Consider the following 24,120-nt stretch of genomic DNA (forward strand, 5'->3'; position numbering starts at 1 on the left):
CCTTTTAAAGTTAATAAAAAACCATCTCGATTGAGATGGTCATTTATATAAATATGTGCTTTATTAGTTAAAATTGGTACCGAACACCCAATGCGATATCAAAATCAAGATCATTATTGTCGTATAGGTCATCTCCAAAACCAATTTCTGGCCTAAAATCTAATGATAACATAAGAGGAATATCGAAGCTGTATTCTATACCAATGTCTCCAGCAGCAAAGAAAAACGTTTCGCTATCATCAAATTGATCAGGTACATTGTCAAAACTGTAAGATGCAACTCCACCACCTGCGCCTACGTACCAGTTAAAGTCTCCATCCAACGGAAATACCCATTGGTACAGACCTGTTAGTTTAAAACCATCGTAATTATTACCGCTTCTTAGGCCTAAATCAAGCTCAAGCCTATTAGCATCACCTAAGGCACGTTGATAAGATATTTCAGCCCCAAAACCGTCACTATCACCTAAACGTAATCCAATAGCGTTTTCAGCGATTTCTTGGGCGCTTGAGATGGTTGTAAAACCGATTAACAAACCTGCTAATAAAAATAATTTTTTCATAATCTTTGAGTTTTAGTTTTTTAATCAGAGCATCATAGAATGCCCATATTAACATAAGTACGAATTTATGTTAAAATTGAAATAGAAGGTTTATTTTTATGACAATTTTATAACTCTAACCGAGCTATTTTTAACTTATATGCTTTTGTCAAACTCCAAAAATCTTTCTCTACTTAATTCCACTTTAGAAGGCAATTTATATTTTGACGATTTAATGCGGAAACTCTATGCAACGGATGCGTCGGTATATAGAAAATTACCACTAGCAGTAGCTATACCAAAATCAAATCAGGACATAAAATTATTGATTGATTTTGCCAAAGAGCATGCCATTTCTTTGATACCAAGAACTGCAGGAACTTCTTTGGCTGGCCAATGTGTTGGCAATGGTGTTGTAGTTGATGTGTCCAAACATTTTACTAAGATTTTAAAAGTTGACGAGCGTTATAAAACAGTGACCGTTCAGCCCGGAGTAATTAGGGACGAGCTTAACAATTTCTTAAAACCGTTTGGTTTGTTTTTTGGGCCAAACACTTCCACATCCAACCGTTGTATGATAGGAGGTATGGTAGGCAATAATTCTTCCGGTACAACATCTATTCAATATGGTGTTACAAGAGATAAGGTTTTAAGTCTGAAAACAATTTTAAGTGATGGAAGTGAGGTTGAATTTAAGTCGATTTCAAAGGAAGAATTCGATGATAAATTAAAACTTAAAACACTTGAAGGGCAAATATATAGAACTGTATTTTCTGAATTAAAACCGGAAGATGTTCAGAATCAAATAAGAAATGAATTTCCCAAACCCGTAATCCATCGCAGAAATACAGGTTATGCGATGGATGAATTAATTAAATCTGAAGTTTTTCCAAATTCAGTTACAAATTCAAATTTTAATATGTGCAAACTGCTCGCAGGTAGTGAAGGCACATTGGCATTTACCACTGAAATCACTCTGCAATTAGATAAATTACCTCCAGCTGAGAGTGCAGTTGTGGCGCTGCATTATAAAAGTATCGACTCTTGTTTAAAATCTATCGCAAAATTGATGGAGCACAATTTGCATACTTGCGAAATGCTTGATGATACAATTCTAAATCTCACAAAGCACAATAAACTTCAGCAACAAAACAGACAATTTATTGTTGGCGAACCCATAGCACTTTTGATGTGTGAACTAAAAGAAGATACCATTGACGACTTAGATGCCGCTCTTCACCGATTTATCGGAACAGTTGAAGATCTTGACCTATCTTACGCTTCACCCGTTTTAAAAGGCAGGGAAATTGATAAATCAGTAGAATTACGAAAAGCAGGATTGGGGCTTTTGGGTAACATGATTGGTGACAAAAAGGCCGTGGCTTGTATTGAGGATACTGCTGTGGCTTTAGAAGATTTAGAAAACTACATATCTGAGTTTTCGGAATTGATGACTTCATACAAGCAAAATCCGGTTTATTATGCTCATGCTGGAGCAGGAGAGTTGCATCTTAGACCGATTTTAAATCTTAAGAAATCTGAAGATGTTGCTTTATTCCGAAAAATCACAACTGATGTTGCTACTTTGGTTAAGAAATACAAAGGTTCAATGTCTGGTGAACATGGAGACGGCATCGTTCGCTCAGAATTTATTCCAATGATGATTGGTGAAGGTAACTATCAAATTTTAAAGCGGATTAAATCAACCTTTGACCCAAATAATATTTTTAATGCTGGTAAAATTGTCGATGCCTTTCCCATGGACCAAAACCTACGATATCAGGTCGATCGGGAAGAACCGAGAATTGAGACTGTTTTAGATTTTTCAAGTTCCAAAGGTATTCTACGAGAGGCCGAAAAATGTAATGGTTCTGGTGATTGCAGAAAGTTACCAGAATTTGGAGGTACTATGTGTCCGAGTTATAGAGCCACACGAAATGAAAAGGATACCACACGAGCACGAGCTAATGCATTGCGTGAATATTTGACCAATTCAGATAAAGCCAACAAATTTAATCATAAGGAATTAAAAGATGTGTTCGATTTATGTCTGAGTTGCAAAGCTTGTGCGAGCGAATGCCCAAGTAGTGTTGATGTAGCAAGTTTAAAGACCGAATTTCAGTACCAATACCAAAAAGCAAATGGTTTTAAATTTAAAGACCGGTTTTTTGCTAATGCAACTAAATACAATAAAATTGCTTCACGGATGCCATGGCTAACTAATGGACTTTTTAATGGAAAATTCAGTTCTAAATTGCTTCGTCTTTCTTTAGGTATCCATCCCAAACGAAGCTTCCCAAAAGTGACGAAATCTTATTCCAGTTTTAGTAATTTTTCAGATTGGATTGAAGATGAAAAAGATGTCAAAAAAATCATTAAAACTGTGCATTTATTCGTGGATGAATTTACTAATTATTTAGAATCTGAAATTGCGATTGACACTAAAGTTTTACTTGAATCATTAAATTACAAAGTGATTGATGTCAGTCATTTAGAAAGTGGAAGAGGTTTTTTGTCTAAAGGATTTTTGGAACAATCAAAATCAATAGCAAATACCAATGTCAGCTATTTTAAAGAATTTCAAAATGATACTTTTAATCTAGTCGGAATTGAGCCATCAGCGATATTGACGTTCAAGGATGAATACTTGCGTTTAGCAGATGATAAAGATTCAGCTAATCAAATTGCGAAACAGACCTTTTTAATTGAAGAATTCATTCAACAAGAAATAGAATTGGGAAATATTTCTTCAGAACAATTTACAACAGATTCCAAATCAATTAAATTCCATGGACACTGTCATCAAAAAGCATTAGCGAATCAAAAAAGTAGTTTTGATATGCTTAATTTGCCAAAGAATTATAAAGTAACCATCATTCCTAGTGGTTGTTGTGGTATGGCAGGCAGTTTTGGTTATGAAAAAGACAAATACGAGATTAGTATGCAAATTGGCGAGCAAACTCTTTTTCCAGCAGTTAGAAAAGCTTCGGGCGATACTTTAATTGCGGCAAACGGTACAAGTTGTAGACATCAGATTAAAGATGGAACCGGAATTAAAGCTAAGCATCCTGTAACTATTCTTAGAGAGGCCCTTATTTAATCTTTATTCTTTTTCTTTGTTTTTTTAGGCTGCTCAACAATGGTAATTGCGGCAATCAAATCTTTCATGTCCATTTCCTTTAATTCTTCATCTGCAAAAAAAGGGGTAAGCTTATCTTTATTGTAACTATATATTTTCCAGCGCTTAAATTGATACTCTAAAGCGGTAAAATTTTCGACCCAATCTCCAGAATTGAGATATGTTGTGTTGCCATATTTGTTTTCAACCTTTAACATTTTTGGTTGATGAATATGGCCACAAATCACATAATCGTATCGATTTTCTATAGCTAGTTCAGTCGCAACTTTTTCGAAATCATTAATATATTTTACAGCTCCCTTTACTGAGTTCTTTATCTTTTTGGATAACGAATAACGTTCTTTGCCCAATCGATCCAAGCACCAATTGACAAAACGGTTGATTAAGATTAGCATATCATAACCGTAACTTCCCAATTTGGCGAGCCATTTAGCATTTTGGATAGAAATATCGAATACATCGCCATGAAAAAACCATGCTTTTTTTCCATCAAGATTCAATACCAATTTATTAACTATGGAAATATTACCAATTTCAGTATCTGTAAATTTACGAAGCATTTCATCATGATTGCCTGTTATGTAAATGACCTCAGTACCATTAGCGGCAAAGTCCATAATTTTCTTAATAACGCTAAGATGTGATTTTGGAAAGTAACGCTTTTTAAATTGCCAGACATCGATAATATCACCATTTAGGATCAGTTTCTTTGGCTGGATGCTGTTAAGGTAAGTCAATAACTGCTTGGCGTGACAGCCATAAGTGCCGAGATGCACATCCGAAATTACTACTATTTCAATTTTTCGTTTTAAATTCAAAGCTCTATTCAATTACTGCAAAGCAAAGAACACAAAATGATTTTGCATTCGTATTATCACATAATTAACTAACTATGAGCAAACTGTTATTATAATGTTACGGAAATATTAAGCATAAAATAAGCGGACATTTTAAACAATCACTGACGAAAATTCGTGATGCATTTTTGTTTCTGTAATAATACATTTACATTAGCGTAAAATATGATTTAATGGCGGGAAATTCCTTCGGAAAATTATTTAAACTCACCACTTACGGTGAATCACATGGAAAAGCAATTGGCGGAATTATTGATGGATGTCCGGCAGGAATACAGCTCGATTTTGAAGCAATCCAAAATGAAATGGAGCGTCGCAAACCAGGACAGTCCAAAATCGTTACGCAAAGAAAAGAGCCAGATGCAGTGGAATTCTATTCAGGTATTTTTGAAGGTAAAACAACAGGCACGCCAATAGGATTTGTGATTCATAATACCAACCAAAAATCTAAAGATTATTCGCATATAAAAGATGTATATCGTCCAAGTCACGCAGACTATACGTACGATAAAAAATATGGCGTTCGTGATTACAGAGGTGGAGGAAGAAGTTCGGCTCGAGAAACAGCGTGTAGGGTAGTGGCAGGAGCTATTGCAAAACAGTTTTTAAGCTCCATTAAAATTAATGCTTTCACATCTTCAGTTGGAAATATCACTGTGGAAAAACCTTATCAGGAATTGGATTTGAATTTAACAGAATCTAATGTGATACGTTGTCCAGATTCTGAAACTGCTGAAAAAATGATTGCCAAAGTTGAAGAGGTTAAAAAGCAAGGTGATACCGTAGGAGGTGTGATTACTTGTGTTATACAAAATGTACCAGCTGGATTGGGAGAACCGGTTTTTGATAAATTGCATGCTGAATTAGGCAAAGCAATGCTATCGATAAATGCCGTAAAAGGTTTTGAGTATGGTAGTGGATTTGATGGTGCAAAAATGCTGGGTAGTGTACATAATGACAAGTTTAATGAAGATGGTAGCACTAAGACCAACCGTTCTGGTGGTGTGCAAGGTGGTATTAGCAATGGCATGGACATTTATTTTAATATAGCTTTTAAGCCAGTGGCAACGACTTTACAGAAACAAAAAACAATCAACAGTAAGGGCGAAAATGTTGAAATGCAAGGCAAAGGCCGCCATGATCCGTGTGTTGTGCCGAGGGCCGTACCCATTGTTGAGGCTATGGCTGCTTTGGTTATTGCGGATTATAAACTCCTTCGTAGACAGGAGTCTCAGGATTGGTGATTTGACTTTGCGAAAACAGCGGTCCATATGAGCAATTAATGGTTAATAAATAAAAGAATAAGTTTAATTATAAAGATTCCTGCTTAGTAGGAGGAGATACTGAAATAAATTCAGCATACAATGAAAAAATTAGCATTACACTGGAAAATTATTATAGGAATGGTACTCGGTATCATTTGGGCATTGGTTTCAAGTTCAATGGGTTGGAGTGAATTTACCATCGATTGGATTGATCCTTTTGGCACTATCTTTATTAATTTGTTGAAATTGATTGCTGTGCCGCTTGTGTTGTTTTCTATTATTAGTGGTGTGGCCAATATTGGAGACCCTGCAAGTTTGGGGAGAATGGGCGGAAAAACCCTTGGGATTTATTTAGTTACCACAATTTTAGCGATTTCACTCGGATTATTATTGGTTAATGTGATTAGTCCTGGAAAACTCATAGATGAACAGAGCAGAATTGACAATAGAATAAGCTATGAAATTTGGGCCGACAGCGAAGGCTATGAAATAAAAGATGGCGTAAACTATCTAAAAGATCCTGAGTTCTTTGAACGTGCACAGGAAATTTCAGATTTATCCAAGAGCGAACTTAAAGAAGCTTCGGTAGCAGATAAAATGGAGACTGCAAAAATGAAGGAAGATACTACACCTTTACAGCCTTTGGTAGATATAGTGCCTAGTAACTTTTTCTATTCATTATCCAACAATGGCTTAATGCTTCAGATCATATTCTTTGCGATATTTTTCGGTGTTTGTTTGTTGTTTATTCCAACGGACAAGGCCAGGCCTGTTATGAATCTTGTTGACAGCGTTAATGAGGTGTTTCTTAAAATGGTAGATGTTGTGATGCAGGCTGCACCATTCTTTGTCTTCGCATTATTGGCAGGTGTAGTGAGTAAAATGGCAGGTGATGATATTGGAAAAGTTGTAGAAATATTTAAAGGTTTAAGCTGGTATTCATTAACTGTATTGGCTGGTTTACTTCTTATGATTTTTGTTGTTTATCCAATGATTTTGAAATTGTTTGTAAAGAAAGTTCCATACAAAGGATTTTTTAAAAGTATGAGTCCTGCACAAACCTTGGCATTTTCGACATCGAGTAGTGCTGCAACACTTCCTGTTACTATGGAATGTGTGGAACAGAATTTAGGTGTCAATAAAAAAATAAGCAGTTTTGTACTACCGATTGGAGCAACCGTTAATATGGACGGAACGAGTTTATACCAAGCTGTAGCTGTGATTTTCCTGGCTCAAATGCACATGATAGATTTAACTTTAGGACAACAGATTACTGTAGTTTTAACAGCGACTTTAGCCTCAATTGGTTCTGCAGCGGTACCAAGTGCAGGGTTGGTAATGCTGATTATTGTTTTGAGCTCAGTAGGGTTAAACCCTGCATGGATTGCTATAATTTTTCCGGTTGACCGTATTTTAGATATGTTTAGAACTGTTGTTAATGTAACTGGAGATGCAACTGTTTGTTCAATCATTGCCGATGGTGAAAATATGTTGGATTATAAAGGAGAAAAAGACCCAACAGAAACTTTTGACTTGGATTCTTAAGTATTCTTTATTAATTTTTTAACTTTAATATAAAGGAACTAAAAACCAACACAATATGAACATTTGCTTCATTATGTATCCATGGGAAACTATTAATCCTGAACACGATACAAGTTTAGCTTTGATTAAAGAATGCGTGAAACGAGGACATGGTGTTGCCATGTGTTCTCCGGCAAACCTTACGATTCGAGATAGTGTAACCAATGCTTTTTGCAATGTTATTGGGCGTATGGAAAAAGTGCCATCAACGCTCAAATCATTTTATTCAAAAGCAAAACTCAGAGAAGAAATGTTGCCCTTGGCAGGTTTTGATGCGATTTTCTTTAGAGCTAATCCGCCTTTGGATCCTATAATGCTTAATTTTTTGGATTCAGTAAAAGACGATGTATTTATTGTAAACTCTCTTCAAGGCATGCGAGAGGCAAACAACAAACTTTACACCGCTGCTTTTGGTGATGCGCACAGCAATATCATTCCTAATACCCATGTATCAAAAAATAAGGAGTATTTGGTACAGCAAATAAAAGATTCCAAAGCAGATAAAATGATTTTGAAACCACTGAACGGTTTCGGTGGCTCTGGTGTCATTCTAATAGAGAAATCGGCAATGAGTAACATTAACTCTTTGCTCGACTTTTATATTTCTACAGGTGAGGGGGAAACCAATTATGTGATACTTCAAGATTATATTGATGGTGCAGACAAAGGCGATATTAGAATTTTATTGCTTAATGGAGAACCTGTTGGTGCCATGAGAAGAGTACCAGGCTCAGATGACCATCGCTCTAATGTTTCGGCAGGAGGAAGTATTCAAAAACACACACTTACCAAAGCCGAAAAGGCTTTATGTAAGCAAATAGGACCAAAACTTGTTAAAGACGGCTTGTACTTTGTAGGTATCGATGTAATAGGAGGTAAATTGGTAGAAGTCAATGTTATGTCGCCAGGAGGTATTACTTACATGAATAAGGTTTATAAAAACAAGCGAAAGGTCGAAGAAAAAGTAATTGACTTTTTAGAAAGTAAAGTCTTGGATAAACTGCAAGCCTTTGATAGAAGAGCACGATTACGTAAAACTGTAGAAGAAGCATAGATGTTTTGAATCCGGATTATTTAAAGTTGGTTTTGTGATTGATATAATATGGATACAAATCGTTTAAATTCAGTATTGGTCTCGGTCAAATGGCTTCAAAAAGAAATCGATAATCCAAACCTGATAATTCTTGACGCGACTATAAATAAAAAGATTTCTGAGTCTGCGCTGAGAATTCCAAAAGCACGTTTTTTTGACATCAAACAAAAATTTAGCGATGTAAATTCAATATTTCCTAGTACACTTCCTAGTGCTGAGCAATTTCAAAGTGACGCCAGAAAATTAGGCATTAATGAAGATTCCTTAATTATAGTTTATGACGATAAAGGTATTTACTCAAGCCCAAGAGCATGGTGGCTGTTTAAGACTTTTGGGTTTGATAATGTAGCCGTACTAAATGGTGGTTTACCAGAATGGAGAAATAAGGGGTTTTTGGTTGAATCATATTCAAGTGAGCATTATAGTATTGGAAACATTGAAGTCAATTTCAATTCAGACTTGATTACCGATTATGAAGGTCTTCAAGACTTCATTTTAGATTCTGAAAGAATAATTATTGACGCACGTTCCTCGGAAAGATTCAACTGTCAAGTACCAGAACCTCGAGAAGGTTTACGGCGTGGCAATATTCCCTCATCTATAAATTTGCATTATCAAGAACTGTTAATCGGTAATAAACTAAAATCCAAAACTTCCCTTTTAGAGTTATTAGAACCATTGAGTAGGAATAAAAAGAAAGTAGTTTTTAGCTGTGGATCTGGTATAACAGCATGTATTTTGGCATTGGCAGCAACAATTTGTAACTTTAAAAATATAACGGTCTATGACGGATCGTGGACAGAATACGGTAGCCTAACAACATAAATATGAAAACAATTGACTGGACAAGAGACGAACTAGTAGCTTATATTTTACTGTTCGCAGCAAATTCAGATTTTAAGGAAAACAACAAAGAGCGTAACGTGATTCTTTCAAAAGTAGATATGGAAACCTTTCAGGAAATCCATAACGAATTTGATAATGATAATGACTACCAAGGTATAAAAAAAATAATGACGAGCTTGGAGCAGCATAATTATACGGATGAGGATATTGAAATTCTTTTGGCCGATATTAAGGTCTTATTTTTTTCGGATAAAGAATTCAACATCATGGAGCGAAACATGCTTAAATGCCTTAAAAGATTATTTAAAACTATATGATTCAACGATTATCCATATCAGAAATTATTTTAAAAATCCAAGCAGAAGAAACATTCCATGCGGTAGCAGAAGATTATTCTTTTACTTTAAAGATTGAAAAATACGTCCATTACGCGTGTGCCGCCATACACGACGGTCATCAATTCAGAAAAGAACTTTGGGATAATTGTTTGCATACGGCTTACGAGCGTTGGTACGAAGAAGATCCAGAAACAATGTCGATGGTCACGTCTCACCCGATTGTGCTGGCTGGTTTGGATTCCCGCTTTGAATATGATCTTAACCGTACTCCTGAAGAAGCTGTTTTTGAAACTGCGTGGGGAAAACAATTATGGAAAACTCCGCTGCCAGAATCCCAAATAGAAAAAAGTCTAAAGAAGCATGCCAATTTTTATAAAGTCGTAAAAGTCTTAATTGATAAATTAGAAGAAAAATTTGGTGTTTGTGTAGTTTACGATATGCACAGCTATAATTGGAAACGTTGGGATAGGGAAGTACCAACTTGGAATTTAGGAACCTCAAACATAGACAACAGACGTTTTGGTAACGAGGTTGAATCTTGGCGAAAAGCTCTTTCTGAAATTGAATTACCACATGGTATTAAACAAACTGCCGCAGTTAACGATACGTTTCAAGGGAATGGCTATTTTTTAAAATTCATCACTAATAATTTTGAAAACACGTTAGTATTAGCGACCGAAATAGCTAAAGTTTATTGTGATGAGTATAAGCAGATAATGTTCCCAGAAGTGATTGACGCTGTTTCTAATCAACTAAAATCCAAACTAAAACATCACGCGAACGAGTTTTATAAATCACATTCTAAAAAATGATATCAGATAAGAAACATAAAATCGATTCATCAATAATTGACAAAATATGTAATAGCATTACTAGTGAAAAACCTGTAAATATAGAATTACAGAATAATGGAATATTGCATATCGATAAACTTTTACCATTTATCTGTGTTTACAGATTCAGTGAAATGGATGTTTATTTTTCAAGAATTTTAAAAACGCAAGCATCATATCTTATTGTTAATGACCAAGTGGATATATCGCATCTATTAGAAGCAATAAGAATTGTGGTTTCCGCAAAATTTGATACATTTTTAATTTTGGAAATTTGGCCTAATAAGGATGAACAGAGTACTACATTTAATATATCATGTCCAGAAAACAAGGCACCTGCAACAGTATCAGCGTTAAAGGCCGGTTTTGAAACACTCAGTGATTTATATGCGAATCTTAGCGTTAATATTGACGATTCACACCAACGTCATCCAGAGCATTTGTCACCACTTCTTAATGTAGATGAATCGAAGAAAAAAGGAACGTTAATTATTGGGCTAAGCATGCCTATTCTCTACAAAAACAACAGTTCTAACGAACTTTATTCTTTGTTCTTTAGAGAATATTATTCTGTCTTTTCTGAAACAATAAAACGTGCTGTGTTTGAATTTATACGCGTTCAGACTACAGATGATTTTGAGAATTTCTTAATGCTAGGAAAAACAAACATTGACCAAGTAACGCTAAAATCTGATGCAGTCCTGGCAGAAATAAGTAGCGGAATGTCTTTTCTATTGCGTACCACGCCCGTAAATAGCAATGAGGAATGGAAAAACTTCAAGAAAAATAAATTTGAAAAAGTTCCATCGTTTAAATACAGATTAATTGCATTGGATCCTGAATTAGAAAAACGGAAACTATACAATATTCCGATAGATCTAGTAGACGATCCCACAATAGCTTTTATCTTAAGAGGAAAGCGACTGGAAATTGAAAAACAGTTGACTATGCTAGAAGAGCGTGGTACTAAAAACTTTCGATTTGTGGGAGAAAGTCTATATGGAGTAATCAAGAAAAAATTACTAGAGCAGGCCAAACACATTTTAAAAACCTATGCAAAACGTGAGGATCGTAAGAGCAAAAAAAGATATAGCTGCCATGAATTTGCAGATCACGCACAAAAGGAATTGGATTATTACAATACAAAATTTCCTGACCTTGACCTTGGTCTTGAGATAAGAAATGATGTTGCAGGCATTATGGTTTCAAAATCAAAATTATTGATTAATAATGAAGTTAGTTTTGATGCCAATCGTTGCGATGCACTCATTCAACATGAAATAGGAACACATATTCTCACTTATTGTAACGGAAAAAGACAGCCTTTACAACAGATGTACGAAGGGTTTGAAGGTTATGATCAACTTCAAGAAGGTCTGGCGGTTATTGCCGAATATTTAGTCGGCGGATTAACCGTAAACCGATTAAGACTTTTGGCAGGCAGAGTTATTGCGGTAGAATCTATGGTTAATGGGGCAAATTTTATTAAAACTTTTCACTTACTTCGCAAGGAATATGGTTTTAGCGATCGGATTTCATATTACATCACCATGCGTGTTTACCGAGGAGGAGGACTCACAAAAGATGCCGTTTATCTCGCAGGACTGATGGATTTGATGGACTATTTAAAGAATGGTGGAAATTTGGAAAATTTATATACAGGAAAATTCAACATTACCCATATAGATTTGGTAGAGGAGCTGTTATATAGAAAAGTTTTAAAACAACCCGAATTACCAAGATTCTTAGAACGAAAAAGCGTTCAAAAAAGACTAAAGAGGCTTAGAAAAGGAATTGATATTACCGAATTGGTAAACTAAAAAAGAAATTATGAAAATTGCATTTATAATAAACGATCACGACACGGAGAAACCGAACTATACTACTCCTGGTTTAGGTTATACCGCATATAAAAGAGGTCACGATGTTTATTATATTGGTGTTGGTGAATTAGCCTATGCTTCAAAAGGCCATTTATCCGTTAGATGCAAAACTGTTAGAGGTCCTAAGTTTAATACTCAGGAAACTTATTTTAAAGCCGTACAAAAAGAGAAATTTACCAGAATTAGCTCAGAACAATTAGACGTTTTATTTTTAAGAAATAATCCAGCCGAAGAAATTGGACACAGGGACTGGGCACAAAATGCAGCTTTTATATTTGGGGAAATTGCAATGAAAAACGGTGTTTTGGTGCTTAATCATCCATTGAGTTTAGCAGGAGCAGTAAACAAAATGTACTTTCAACATTTTCCAGAAATTGTAAGACCAAAAACCATTATCTCTAGGGATCATGATGAAATAAAAGAGTTTTTTAAATCACAAAAACAAAAAATGATATTAAAACCTTTACAGGGTTCTGGTGGCACTAACGTTTTTATGATGGATAAAAAAAACGAGCATAATCTTACCCAAACCATTGATGCTATTGCAAGAGATGGATTTGTAATTGCACAAGAATATCTCAAGGAAGCAACTAAAGGAGATACACGGTTGTTTTTAATGAATGGTGAGCCTTTGGAGGTCAATGGTAAATATGCTATAATGCAACGTGTTAATGCATCAAATGATATACGTAGCAATGTTCATGCAGGCGGCAGGCCTGAGCCTGTTAAAATGACCGAACAAATTATGCAGCTTGCTGAGATAGTTCGGCCAAAGCTGGTTCAGGATGGTATGTTTTTGGTAGGTATTGATATAGTTGGCAATAAACTTATGGAGATTAATGTTTTTAGCCCAGGAGGATTGAATATCTCAACAGAAATGTACGAAGAAGATTTTTTTGCACCTGTCATAGAGTCCATAGAGAAGAAAGTTAACTATAAGGCTATGTATCCTGATTACTTATTTAATAGTCGTTTGGCAACGTTGTAATATATCTTCAAACCTTGCATGTAACTCATAGATGATTTCTGCACTTTTAACTTTTAAAACTATTTTTTGAGGTGCTTTAACGAGTACTTTATGTCGGTTGATAAACTTCGCTTAAATTTACTTTAACAAGATAAATGCTATTAATCAATTATTCCGTACCCTCGAATAATTTGAAATTAAATTTTTTGTTTAGATTAAATTAGTTTTAAGTAAATTGTTAATTTACAAAGCCTTTTGAAGTGGATGTCAAAAGGCTTTTTTTATTCTAAAAATTTAGATTTTAATTCTGGAGTTGGGATCATACAAGACTCTTTTTTGCCGTACCATTGGTATCTGTTTTTGGCAATATAATCATAGACCCAATTTCTAATAAAAACAGGTACGATTAAAAAAAATGACAATATGTTAATCGGAAAATTTAAGTTGGCTGCTATTTTTAATGCAGCTGTAGACTTGTAGGTAATTTTATCTTCTTTAGGGTCATATAGTAAAATAGAATCCGTGTTCTCAGTATTTATTTTGAACTTCTCAATGACGTTTTGGCCAATTTCACTTTGTAATGGTGCAAAACGAAATCTATCGTTTTTATCTCGCTTAATTACATAAACAACACTACTATTACAAAGATTGCAGACTCCGTCGAATAGTATCAATTGTTTGTCTTTTGGTATATTTTGTATCACATTACAAAGATACATTAATCAGAACTAAGTATCTTAATATTGACTCATACTATAGCAGACATATTTATCATCAAAAAACCCATTCAAATTATATTGAATGGGTTCTAAAATGATAAAATAAACATAAAGTAATTTTTAGGTTTTCAAATAATAATTTTTAATTATTCGAAAATTTAACGTGGTTTTTGCTGTTGCTTAGCCTGAGCCCTTGTTTGTTGGCGCTCGTTCTGTTGTTTTGGCTGATTTTCACGTTGTCTTTGTTCATTTTGTTGCTGCTTTTTCTGCTGCGGCTTGTTCTGATTTTGTTTGTTTTGTGTACTCATAATATTTAAATTTTATAATTAAACTTAAATAAAGCTACCATTAGAATTGGATGCTGTGGTACCTAAAAAATTTTCTTTTTAATCCAATAAGTTGCATCAAATATCAGCCAATATTCCAAGTGCTATTTTTTTACCGCTTCTACCAATTCCAATAGATCCAAGCTAACATTTGTAGTAAACATACCATAATTGACATTGGCCTTTCCTTTTTCTATAGAATCGATACTACCAACAGCTCTACCATCGTGCATTCTAACTCTATCACCAACTTTTAAGATTGGTTTCGGTTTTTCTACTTCAGCCACTTTTTTCTTAGCGGCCTTTTTCTTTTTACGGATCACTTCAACTTTCTTTTCGGCTTCCTGTTTTATTTGCTGTTCTTTGTTCTTTTCGGCTTGGCGTTTTTTGGCTGAAGTTTTTTTACGTTTAGAATTTTCAATCTGTACTAGTCTAAATAACTCTGCCATCAATTCTCGTTTCTTTTTATTGATAAAATACTTTTCTGACAGATCGTTGACTTTTTGACCGAGATAGATTAATCGTTGGTTGCTGTCATACAATTCTTGAAAACTCTCTAGCTTTTTCTGGATTTTAGTATTTGTTTCTTCTAATTTTTCCGCCTCAGTAAGTTTCTTTTTTTCGTTTTCTTTTAACGACCGTTCTGTGCGTTCTAATTTACTTCTCTCTTTTTGTAGCTTGGCTATTGTTGCGTCAAATCTTACTTTACCTCGTTCAATTTTCTTTTTTGATTTATTAATTAAACTATATGGAATACCGTTTTTCTGCGCAACTTCAAAAGTAAAAGAACTTCCTGCTTGCCCTATCACCAACTTATATAAAGGTTCTAAGCTTTTTTCGTCAAAAAGCATATTGGCATTCTGCATGTGTGGAAGTTCGTTGGCCAATAGTTTTAAATTAGAGTAGTGGGTAGTTATAATTCCAAAAGCATTCCTTTCATAAAAGACTTCAAGAAAAGTTTCGGCCAAAGCTCCACCCAATTCAGGGTCACTTCCTGTTCCGAATTCATCAATTAAAAAGAGGGTTTTATTATTGACTTTTCGCAAAAAATAATTCATTTGTTTTAAACGGTAACTGTATGTACTCAAATGATTTTCTATCGATTGATTATCGCCAATATCACTCAATATTCTATTAAACAAACATACTTTACTACGCTCATGAACGGGAATTAGCATGCCGCTTTGCAGCATCACCTGAAGCAACCCAACCGTCTTAAGGGTGATACTTTTACCACCAGCATTGGGTCCGGAAATTACAATGATTCTGCTATTTTCGTTGAGACCTATGGTCTGAGGAAATGTTTTTTCACCTTTTTCTTTATTGGTTAAATAGAGTAGTGGATGGTAAGCATCGCGCAAATACATGTCGCGCTTTTCTGAAATTTCTGGCAAAATCGCATTCATACTTTTTGCATATTTCGCCTTTGACGAAATGACATCAATTCTCGTTAGAAACTCTTGGTACGTTCTTAAAAGAGGCAAGAATAAACGAATAAAATTAGTCAGATCTTTTAATATTTTTATCACTTCCTCCTTCTCTTCATATTGAAGGTTATTGAGTTCTCGTGAATACTGCAAAGTAGTTTCAGGCTCAATGTAGACGATGCTTCCAGTTTTGCTACCACCCATAATGGCACCCTTTACCTTTTTACGATACATGGCTTTAACAGCCAACACACGTTTGTTTTCTACAACAGATTCTCGGATGTCATCTAAATAATCAAGACTATGATATGTATTTAAAGCCGAAGAAAAACTACTGTTTATTTTCCCTCGTAGCTTGTTAATACTTTGCCTTAATTCTAAAAGTAAAGGTGAGGCATCGTCTTTAATATCTCCAAACCTATCTACGACTGAATCTACCTGTTCTATTATAGATTTAGTGACTTCTATGTTAGAACTATAATGTGCTAATTTGGGATAATATTCCTTAAACTTTTCAAGAAATTTTAAAATTGAATTTACCGTCAGCGACATGCTCACAATTTTCTGAAAGCTTGGAACTTCTAGATAAGTGTTTTCAATTTTTAAAAGTTTTAACTCTTTGCTTATTGCTTCAAAACCGTGATTGGGAATGCGATTGTCATTATCAAATGATGACAAGTATTCGTTCACATATTCTAATTCTAATCGTAAATTAGCCTCATCTTCATAAGGCAGCATAGCAAGTACAGAATCTTTACCCAAAGCTGTTATACTGTGCTCACTAACTTGTGCTAAAACCGTTGAGAACTCAAGGTCTTTTAATGTTTTTTCATGAATGCGTATCATGTAATTTTATTGATTTTGAAGATTGTAAATTTAGGTTAAATAAGACGATATGCCTAATGCATCTTTTCAATGACTTATTGTTATTTTTGAATAAAATTTAGGACATGAATGTTGATATACACGATACCTGGCAACCATATCTCCAACCGGAATTTGAGAAAACATATTTTAAGGATTTAGCTGAATATATAAAATCAGAATATAAGAATCACCAATGTTTCCCAAAAGGATCCGAAATTTTTAATGCGTTTAATCATTGCCATTTCCAGGATTTGAAGGTCGTAATCATTGGTCAAGATCCATACCATGGATATGGCCAGGCTAACGGGCTTTGTTTTTCAGTTAATGATGGAATTCCGCATCCTCCTTCGTTAATCAACATATTTAAGGAAATTGAAGACGACTTAGGAATTCCTTATCCTAAAAGTGGTAATTTATTACCATGGGCAGATCAAGGAATATTGCTGTTGAATGCTACTTTAACGGTGAGAGCACATCAAGCTGGCAGTCATCAAAAAAAAGGATGGGAGCAATTTACGGACACAATAATTCAATTAATAAGCGATAAAAAAGACAATATTATATTTTTACTTTGGGGAGGTTTCGCCAAAAAGAAAAAGAAATTGATTGATGGCTCAAAACACGTTATTTTAGAAACTGGCCATCCATCTCCATTAAGTGCAAACAGAGGTTATTGGTTTGGAAATAATCATTTTAGTAAAACTAACTACCTGTTGCAGCAAGCTGGCGAGTCTGTAATTGATTGGAAATTAAAGTAGGTCTTTCTTCTCTAATTATGTGAGGTTGTTTAGAAACCGATTTTTTAGTTGTCTTATTACAACTGAATATTAATAGGATGAAATTTACGGCAACTAAAAAGGCTAAAATTAGAGTAATTGTTAATACCATATTAATTTGTTGAAGATAAAATTATAAGATTTGGTAAGGCAAATATAATTAAAAAATTGAAATAGTGCGGTTTAGTGGGGATTTTTAATCATCTCAGGTACGAAAATATGTATACAATTTTGTTTTTAATCGTTTTTAATTGTGCTTTATCGATTGTTTTATTAAGAATTTAGCTACACTTTTCTAAAAAAGTTAATCTTAAGTTATCAATATTAATAATTTTCGAGTTTTATAAATTCTTTAGATTTTTTTTACCAACTCAGAATATGAAGCTTTTTTATTAATAATATTTAAATCGTAAAGCTGATCCTGAATATTTCTAATGGTAGTCTCATCCATAACATCTTGTGACCATTCCGTTAGTGATAACCACTCTTGTACATCATCTAATTCTTGCTCGTATCTATTGGCAATAGTTTTATCTATACTAGGAATTGATTTAAATTCTTCTGTGGTTTGATTGACAATACTTAAAATAGCCTTCAATTCATCTTCGCTGTTTTCTATAAATTCTTCCCTTACAGCAATCACAAAGCATGGCCAAGGTGTAGGACAATTGGAGATACGTCTAAAAATTCCATCATCTACAATGGGCTTTGTGGTAAATTTTTCCCACATAAAATAATCTGCTCTTTCTTCTGTGAGTCCTCTAATTGCACCATCAAGATTTTTGATGACTTCAAAGTTCAAATCCTCTTCTAAATTCCAACCGTGTTTTTTTGCATTGATGTAAGCCATAAGGTGAGAGCCTGAACCATATCTGCTAATTGCAGCTCTTGTACCTTTAATATCTTCTATAGTTTTAAAATTTGAATCTGCAGCCACATGAATACCCCAAATTAATGGGGATTGTACAAAAGTTTGAACAATCTTAGAAGGGTTACCTTCGATGATATCTTTGATAATCCCTTCTGTTAAAATAACGGCCATATCAATCTCCCCAGACCTTAAGGCTTTACACATGGCACCTGTGCCGCCATGATAATCGTGCCATCTCAGGTTGATGCCTTCTTCCTTGTACTCACCATTTTTTAGCGTTAGGTACCAGGCTAGATTAAAATGCTCAGGTACACCACCTATATTAACTTTCTTCATTTATGCTAAACTTCCTTATGCTGAATTATAAGATTTTTTATTAAAATTTTTACTATAAATAGTTAAGATACACTTCAGTGTAAATCATTATATATTAACGATACGCTCTAAAGCATACTTTATTAATTTCTCAACTGTTTTTTTTGGATTGTTGCTAAAATGACCTGTAGCTCTATTTGCTATTATTGCATTTAGAGACAGTGCTTCGTGACCTAATAATTTTGAAAGTCCATAGATGACCGACGTTTCCATTTCAAAATTTGTAATCCTGAAATCTTTGTAATTAAAACTATCCAGTTTTGAATTAAGAGAAGCATCATGCAAAGGCAACCTTAAGACCCTTCCCTGTGGTCCATAAAAACCACCTGCTGTACCTGTCATGCCTTTAAAAATAGAATCACTTTCAAAATACTTCTGTAAATATTTACTGTTATTAATTATGATGGGCCTTGCCTTATTTTTATCCCAGCTGGTATGTGTTATAAATGCATCTTCAATTTCTGGGTTACTGATACCATCTATTTGATAAAAATGCAGCATCCCATTCACATCTAAAGCATGTGTACTAATTAAAAAAGCATCTACGGGAATATCTTTTTGCAGCGCACCAGAAGTGCCAATTCTTATTATGTTAAGACTTGTTAACTCAGATTTTGGCTTTCTAGTTTTGAGATCTATATTGACTAGGGCATCGAGTTCATTCAAAACTATGTCTATATTATCTGGTCCAATACCTGTTGAAATAACACTTATGCGTTTATCTTGATAATATCCTGTTTGTGTTTTAAATTCCCTTTTTTGCGTTGTAAATTCTACACTATCAAAATGGTTAGTGATTTTTTCAACCCTATCTTGGTCACCGACAAATATGATGGTATCCGAAATATTTTCAGGTTTTAAATTCAAATGGTAAACGCTACCATCTGGATTAAGTATAAGTTCTGAATTTTTAATTGCCATGCTTGGCTGATTTAATTAGTTTGTTCTGTTCTACACTAAATTGAAAATCCAAACGATTCACTCCGCCGTAAGGCATATCGTTATTAACTTCTAATACAAAATTGCGCTGTCTTAAAATTGCCTCGTGACCTTTACGATTTAATTCGATGCCATTTTCGGTCGTTTCAAAAAAAATAGAGAGTTTTTCTATAATTCTTTTGAGCTGAGTATCTCCAAAACCATAATAACCTTGATAATTTAGAGCATATCCCAAAAGATGGTGTTTAGATTTAATATTGTTTTCCTCAATTAATTTTAAAATATTTTGTTCCAATACGCTCAGACCATTTTTTTGATGTGGAAAACGCTTTAAATGAGCCTTTAAACAATTGCTCATATATTTAAAATTAGATGGCGTTACTATGTAAGGTTTTAAAATATTATGGTCTGTGCCACAGTATGTTCTCCACAAAGCGACGGTAAAGTCTTTATCTTCTTCAGTTAAAAGGACCTTATTATCGTAGTGATTATTTAGCTGCACAGGACTAAGTTCGCTTAATCCTTTTAAGCCTTTCTCTCCTTCTACACGTCCACTGCAAATTAAATAGAGTGGTAGATCAATATTTTTTTGATGTAATAAATTAATGACACCTATTAGATTGATGTGGCAAAATAAATCATATTCAAACCATAGGTTAATTTCAGTATATTTTTCAACATTATTTAACTTTGATAGTTCTTTGTGCAGATCTTCATTATTAACCTCAATGCCATAATAATCTTTAAGAAATCGAGATCGTATATCAAAAAACTCTATACTACTAATCGCGGGAATTGTTGGGCCTTCACACAACATTTCTTGCCAAGTAAGTATATCATCTGTGTAATCTAAATCTCTAAGGTAATTAGTTAGATTATTTCCGTTTGTGATATGTAAAGTGGTGCCGGCCATTATCCGCCAACGCGTTTCACATTAAATCCTTTCTGCTTCAGAATTTCCATAATTTTATTACGATAATCACCTTGGATTATAATTTTATCATTTTTAAAACTTCCTCCAACGCTCAATGTTGTTTTTAGATCTTTTGCAAGTTTCTTAAAATCTTCTGTCGCACCGGTATAACCTTCAAGAATCGTTATTGGCTTACCTTTTCGTTTTTCGTACTTACAGATTATAGGGTCGTCCTGTATCCAAAGGTTGTCTGTAGAATCTTCTGATGTAGCCTCTGGCTCTGGAGTATGCTCTGGGAACAGGTTTTTAAGTTGATCTTTTAAATCCATTTATTCAGTTTTCAGTCTCAGTTTTCAGACTCGGTTACAAGAATGCTATTTGCAAACTGTAACTGCGACTGCATACTATTTTTTAACTAGTCCAAGTTCAACCAATCGCTGATTCAAAAATTTACCAGCCGTAATATCCTTGTATAGCTTTGGGTTGTCTTCATCTATACAGCTCTCCAATACGTCTAATTTCATTTCGCTGACTGGATGCATAAAAAATGGTATAGAATAACGGGATGTTCCCCAAAGTTCACGTGGTGGATTCACCACACGGTGTATCGTGGATTTCAACTTGTTATTGGTGTGTCTCGATAGCATGTCGCCCACATTAATCATTAATTCGTCTGGTTCTGCAATCGCATCAATCCATTCTCCATCGTGACGTTGCACTTGTAAACCTCGACCCTGAGCACCCATTAACAGTGTTATAAGGTTAATGTCTCCGTGTGCTGCAGCTCTAACAGCGTTTTTAGGTTCTTGTGTGATTGGTGGATAATGTATAGGTCTTAAAATGGAATTACCATTGTGGATGTAATTATCAAAATAGGTTTCTTCCAAATCTAGATGAAGTGCTAATGCACGCAGCACATATTTTGCCGTTTTTTCTAACATTTGATAAGTTTCCTTACCAATTTTATTGAATTCCGGTAATTCTTTTACTTGTACATTTTCAGGATATTCTTTACGTCTTTCGTCATCATCTTCAACATATTGTCCAAAATGCCAAAATTCCTTTAAGTCACCTTCTTTTTTGCCTTTTGCGCTTTCTTTGCCAAAAGAAACGTAGCCTCTTTGTCCACCAATTCCCTCGATTTCGTAACTCTCTTTAACTTCAAGTGGCAAATCGAAAAAGTTCTTCACTTCACTATAAAGATTATCTACTAATTTATCGTCCAAAAAATGGCCTTTTAAAGCTACAAAGCCAATATCCTCGTATGCTTTACCAATTTTATCAATAAACTTTTGCTTTCTATCTGGATCGCCAGAAATGAAATCCTTTAAATCTACGCTAGGTATTCTTTCCATCGGTTTTAAATTTATTTTTCAACAATATACAAAGGTAAATAAAATACAACTAGAATTTGAGTTTATAATTATGCTTAAAATCAATGGCTCTACAGGAGTTTGAGTGAATTTTAATTACATTTGAATATACTTTGAAAGAAATTAATATGCCAACCATAACTAAAAGCAATATCGACTACGACCGTAAAAATCTCAGTGACAAATCGTTGCTGAAGCTCTATTACAATATGTTAAAGCCGAGAATGATTGAAGAGAAAATGCTCATTCTATTACGCCAAGGGAAAATATCAAAATGGTTTTCTGGAATTGGGCAAGAAGCAATTTCTGTTGGTGTAACTATGGCGCTTAAACCAAGTGAATATATTCTCCCAATGCACCGGAATCTAGGGGTTTTTACAACGCGGGAAATTCCATTGCATCGTCTATTTTGCCAATGGCAAGGTAAGGCCAGCGGCTTCACTAAAGGCAGAGACAGGTCATTTCATTTTGGTACTCAGGAATACAATATAATTGGAATGATTTCACATCTCGGTCCGCAATTGGGTGTGGCAGATGGCATAGCTTTAGCCAATCTTTTAAAGAAAAACGGACAGGTTACAGCGGTTTTTACTGGTGAAGGCGGAACTAGTGAAGGTGATTTTCACGAAGCGCTTAATGTAGCTTCCGTGTGGCAATTACCTGTGATATTCTGTATTGAAAATAATGGCTACGGTTTATCTACACCAACTAATGAACAATACAACTGCAAGCATTTGGCAGATCGAGGAAAAGGTTATGGCATAGAATCATTTATAATTGATGGCAACAACATAGTCGAAACTTACACGAAACTTAAAAAATTATCGGAAAGCGTTCGGAAACGTCCGCGTCCTATTTTAATTGAATTTAAAACTTTTAGACGACGTGGTCATGAAGAGGCGAGTGGTACAAAGTATGTTCCGGATGAATTAATTGCAGAATGGGAATCGAAAGATCCCATTGAAAATTTTAGAAGTTACCTATTTGCTAACCAGGTTCTGTCGCAAGAAATTGATGAAAAATATTCTACAGAAATCAAGGCTGAAATTGACTCGGCATTAGCATCTGCAGATGATGAAGAAATTGTTATACCAAATGAAAGTATTGAGTTAAATGACGTATACAAAACCTTTGAATATAAAGAATTTAAAGAAAATTCTAGCAAAAAAGAGATACGTCTAATTGATGCTATTTCTGAAGGCTTAAAACAATCAATGGAACGCCATAAAGACTTGATTATAATGGGTCAGGACATTGCGGAATATGGTGGTGTTTTTAAAATTACAGAAGGCTTTGTTGAGCTATTTGGAAAAGACAGAGTAAGAAATACACCTATTTGTGAATCTGCCATAATTGAAACAGCAATGGGCTTATCCATTGCAGGTATGAAAGCCATGGTCGAAATGCAATTTGCAGATTTTGTGACTTCTGGTTTCAATCCAATAGTAAACTATTTGGCAAAATCACATTACCGTTGGAACGAAGCTGCCGACGTGGTTGTAAGAATGCCATGTGGCGCAGGTGTTGCAGCGGGTCCATTCCATTCGCAGACTAACGAGGCGTGGTTTACAAAGACTCCAGGTCTTAAGGTGGTCTATCCTGCGTTTCCTTATGACGCAAAAGGGCTATTGGCAACAGCAATTAACGATCCAAACTCTGTGATGTTTTTTGAACATAAGGCATTATATCGCAGCATTAGACAAGATGTCCCTACCGACTATTACACGTTACCTTTCGGCAAGGCGTCGCTCTTAAAAGAAGGTAAGAATGTGAGTATCATCACTTACGGTGCAGGCGTGCACTGGGCTTTAGAAGTATTGGGTAATAATCAAGATATTTCAGCGGATTTAATAGACTTGAGAACCCTACAACCTTTGGATACAGACGCAATTTTTGAATCTGTCAAAAAAACAGGTCGTGCTATTATTCTCCAGGAAGATTCAATGTTTGGTGGAATAGCTAGTGATTTATCTGCACTAATAATGGAAAATTGTTTTGAGTACCTAGATGCACCCGTAAAACGAGTAGCAAGTATGGAAACTCCAATTCCTTTTATCAATCAGTTAGAAGATCAGTATTTAGCAAAGGGCCGGTTTGAAAAAGCCTTAAAAACTCTTCTTCAATATTAGTCAAAATACTATAAACTAGTTGTTTAACTGAATTTTTGTCAGTAATTCTGAAATTTTTT

Annotated in this window: 21 protein-coding genes; 11 read left to right on the top strand and 10 right to left on the bottom strand. The window is 34.6% G+C overall.

What is annotated here, in order from left to right; genetic code table 11:
• Window positions 1-67 precede the first annotated feature (67 nt).
• A complete protein-coding gene (locus HM983_RS08185; protein WP_179344931.1) occupies window positions 68-562 on the bottom strand; it encodes a hypothetical protein in 495 nt (164 codons plus the stop codon).
• Window positions 563-701: 139 nt separating this feature from the next.
• Here HM983_RS08185 and HM983_RS08190 point away from each other — a divergent pair, with 139 nt between their 5' ends.
• Window positions 702-3,641 carry an FAD-binding and (Fe-S)-binding domain-containing protein gene (locus tag HM983_RS08190; RefSeq protein WP_179344932.1) on the top strand — a complete coding sequence of 980 codons (2,940 nt, stop codon included), beginning with the start codon at window positions 702-704 and terminating at the stop codon, window positions 3,639-3,641.
• Here HM983_RS08190 and HM983_RS08195 read toward each other — a convergent pair.
• A complete protein-coding gene (locus HM983_RS08195; RefSeq protein ID WP_179344933.1) occupies window positions 3,638-4,498 on the bottom strand; it encodes a UDP-2,3-diacylglucosamine diphosphatase in 861 nt (286 codons plus the stop codon). The genes HM983_RS08190 and HM983_RS08195 overlap by 4 nt on opposite strands.
• A 212-nt stretch (window positions 4,499-4,710) precedes the next feature.
• On the opposite strand from HM983_RS08195, the gene aroC reads away from it, so the two are divergent.
• From aroC to HM983_RS08235, 8 genes are all read left to right on the top strand, one after another.
• Entirely contained in the window at window positions 4,711-5,781 is a 1,071-nt protein-coding gene (aroC, locus tag HM983_RS08200; protein WP_179344934.1) for a chorismate synthase, read from the top strand.
• A gap of 120 nt (window positions 5,782-5,901) precedes the next feature.
• Window positions 5,902-7,347 (top strand): dicarboxylate/amino acid:cation symporter, encoded by a 1,446-nt coding sequence (locus HM983_RS08205; RefSeq protein ID WP_179344935.1) that lies wholly within the window; start codon window positions 5,902-5,904, stop codon window positions 7,345-7,347.
• A gap of 55 nt (window positions 7,348-7,402) precedes the next feature.
• Window positions 7,403-8,440: a glutathione synthase gene (gshB, locus tag HM983_RS08210; protein WP_179344936.1), complete on the top strand. Its 1,038-nt coding sequence runs from the start codon at window positions 7,403-7,405 to the stop codon at window positions 8,438-8,440.
• A 48-nt stretch (window positions 8,441-8,488) separates the two neighbouring features.
• A complete protein-coding gene (locus tag HM983_RS08215) occupies window positions 8,489-9,304 on the top strand; it encodes a sulfurtransferase (RefSeq protein WP_179344937.1) in 816 nt (271 codons plus the stop codon).
• A 2-nt stretch (window positions 9,305-9,306) separates the two neighbouring features.
• The gene (locus HM983_RS08220; RefSeq protein WP_179344938.1) at window positions 9,307-9,642 is read left to right on the top strand and encodes a hypothetical protein; all 336 of its coding nucleotides are present in this window, start codon (window positions 9,307-9,309) and stop codon (window positions 9,640-9,642) included.
• Window positions 9,642-10,475 carry an N-formylglutamate amidohydrolase gene (locus tag HM983_RS08225; protein ID WP_179345339.1) on the top strand — a complete coding sequence of 278 codons (834 nt, stop codon included), beginning with the start codon at window positions 9,642-9,644 and terminating at the stop codon, window positions 10,473-10,475. The genes HM983_RS08220 and HM983_RS08225 overlap by 1 nt, the downstream gene beginning before the upstream one ends.
• Window positions 10,472-12,316 carry a flavohemoglobin expression-modulating QEGLA motif protein gene (locus HM983_RS08230; protein WP_179344939.1) on the top strand — a complete coding sequence of 615 codons (1,845 nt, stop codon included), beginning with the start codon at window positions 10,472-10,474 and terminating at the stop codon, window positions 12,314-12,316. Before HM983_RS08225 ends, HM983_RS08230 begins: the two co-directional genes overlap by 4 nt.
• Before the next feature lie 10 nt (window positions 12,317-12,326).
• Window positions 12,327-13,367: a glutathione synthetase gene (locus HM983_RS08235; RefSeq protein ID WP_179344940.1), complete on the top strand. Its 1,041-nt coding sequence runs from the start codon at window positions 12,327-12,329 to the stop codon at window positions 13,365-13,367.
• Window positions 13,368-13,627: 260 nt separating this feature from the next.
• Here the strand turns inward: HM983_RS08235 and HM983_RS08240 are convergent, their stop codons facing one another.
• From HM983_RS08240 to HM983_RS08250, 3 genes are all read right to left on the bottom strand, one after another.
• Window positions 13,628-14,050 (bottom strand): thiol-disulfide oxidoreductase DCC family protein, encoded by a 423-nt coding sequence (locus tag HM983_RS08240; RefSeq protein WP_179344941.1) that lies wholly within the window; start codon window positions 14,048-14,050, stop codon window positions 13,628-13,630.
• A 173-nt stretch (window positions 14,051-14,223) separates the two neighbouring features.
• Window positions 14,224-14,373 (bottom strand): hypothetical protein, encoded by a 150-nt coding sequence (locus HM983_RS08245; protein WP_179344942.1) that lies wholly within the window; start codon window positions 14,371-14,373, stop codon window positions 14,224-14,226.
• A gap of 122 nt (window positions 14,374-14,495) precedes the next feature.
• Window positions 14,496-16,664 (bottom strand): endonuclease MutS2, encoded by a 2,169-nt coding sequence (locus HM983_RS08250; RefSeq protein WP_179344943.1) that lies wholly within the window; start codon window positions 16,662-16,664, stop codon window positions 14,496-14,498.
• 104 nt (window positions 16,665-16,768) lie between these two features.
• Between HM983_RS08250 and HM983_RS08255 the strand changes: the two genes are divergently transcribed.
• Window positions 16,769-17,443, top strand: a complete 675-nt coding sequence (locus HM983_RS08255) for a uracil-DNA glycosylase (protein ID WP_179344944.1) — start codon at window positions 16,769-16,771, stop codon at window positions 17,441-17,443.
• Between the two features lie 370 nt (window positions 17,444-17,813).
• Here HM983_RS08255 and HM983_RS08260 read toward each other — a convergent pair whose 3' ends face one another.
• The 5 genes from HM983_RS08260 to HM983_RS08280 all read right to left on the bottom strand — a co-directional run bounded on the left by HM983_RS08260 (window position 17,814) and on the right by HM983_RS08280 (window position 21,914).
• Window positions 17,814-18,668: a substrate-binding domain-containing protein gene (locus HM983_RS08260; RefSeq protein ID WP_179344945.1), complete on the bottom strand. Its 855-nt coding sequence runs from the start codon at window positions 18,666-18,668 to the stop codon at window positions 17,814-17,816.
• Window positions 18,669-18,755: 87 nt separating this feature from the next.
• A complete protein-coding gene (locus HM983_RS08265) occupies window positions 18,756-19,628 on the bottom strand; it encodes a nucleoside phosphorylase (RefSeq protein WP_179344946.1) in 873 nt (290 codons plus the stop codon).
• On the bottom strand, window positions 19,618-20,559 hold the full coding sequence (locus HM983_RS08270) for a DUF1835 domain-containing protein (RefSeq protein ID WP_179344947.1): 942 nt from the start codon (window positions 20,557-20,559) through the stop codon (window positions 19,618-19,620). The genes HM983_RS08265 and HM983_RS08270 overlap by 11 nt, the downstream gene beginning before the upstream one ends.
• Window positions 20,559-20,888 (bottom strand): translation initiation factor, encoded by a 330-nt coding sequence (locus HM983_RS08275; RefSeq protein WP_179344948.1) that lies wholly within the window; start codon window positions 20,886-20,888, stop codon window positions 20,559-20,561. The genes HM983_RS08270 and HM983_RS08275 overlap by 1 nt, the downstream gene beginning before the upstream one ends.
• Window positions 20,889-20,963: 75 nt before the next feature.
• Complete coding sequence (locus HM983_RS08280; protein ID WP_179344949.1) at window positions 20,964-21,914, bottom strand: isopenicillin N synthase family dioxygenase; 951 nt, start codon at window positions 21,912-21,914, stop codon at window positions 20,964-20,966.
• 146 nt (window positions 21,915-22,060) lie between these two features.
• Here HM983_RS08280 and HM983_RS08285 point away from each other — a divergent pair, with 146 nt between their 5' ends.
• Window positions 22,061-24,061, top strand: a complete 2,001-nt coding sequence (locus HM983_RS08285; RefSeq protein WP_179344950.1) for an alpha-ketoacid dehydrogenase subunit alpha/beta — start codon at window positions 22,061-22,063, stop codon at window positions 24,059-24,061.
• The last annotated feature ends 59 nt before the right edge of the window (window positions 24,062-24,120 follow it).

Origin of the sequence: Winogradskyella ursingii, from assembly GCF_013403975.1 — a bacterium.
Classification (GTDB): Bacteria; Bacteroidota; Bacteroidia; order Flavobacteriales; family Flavobacteriaceae; genus Winogradskyella; species Winogradskyella ursingii.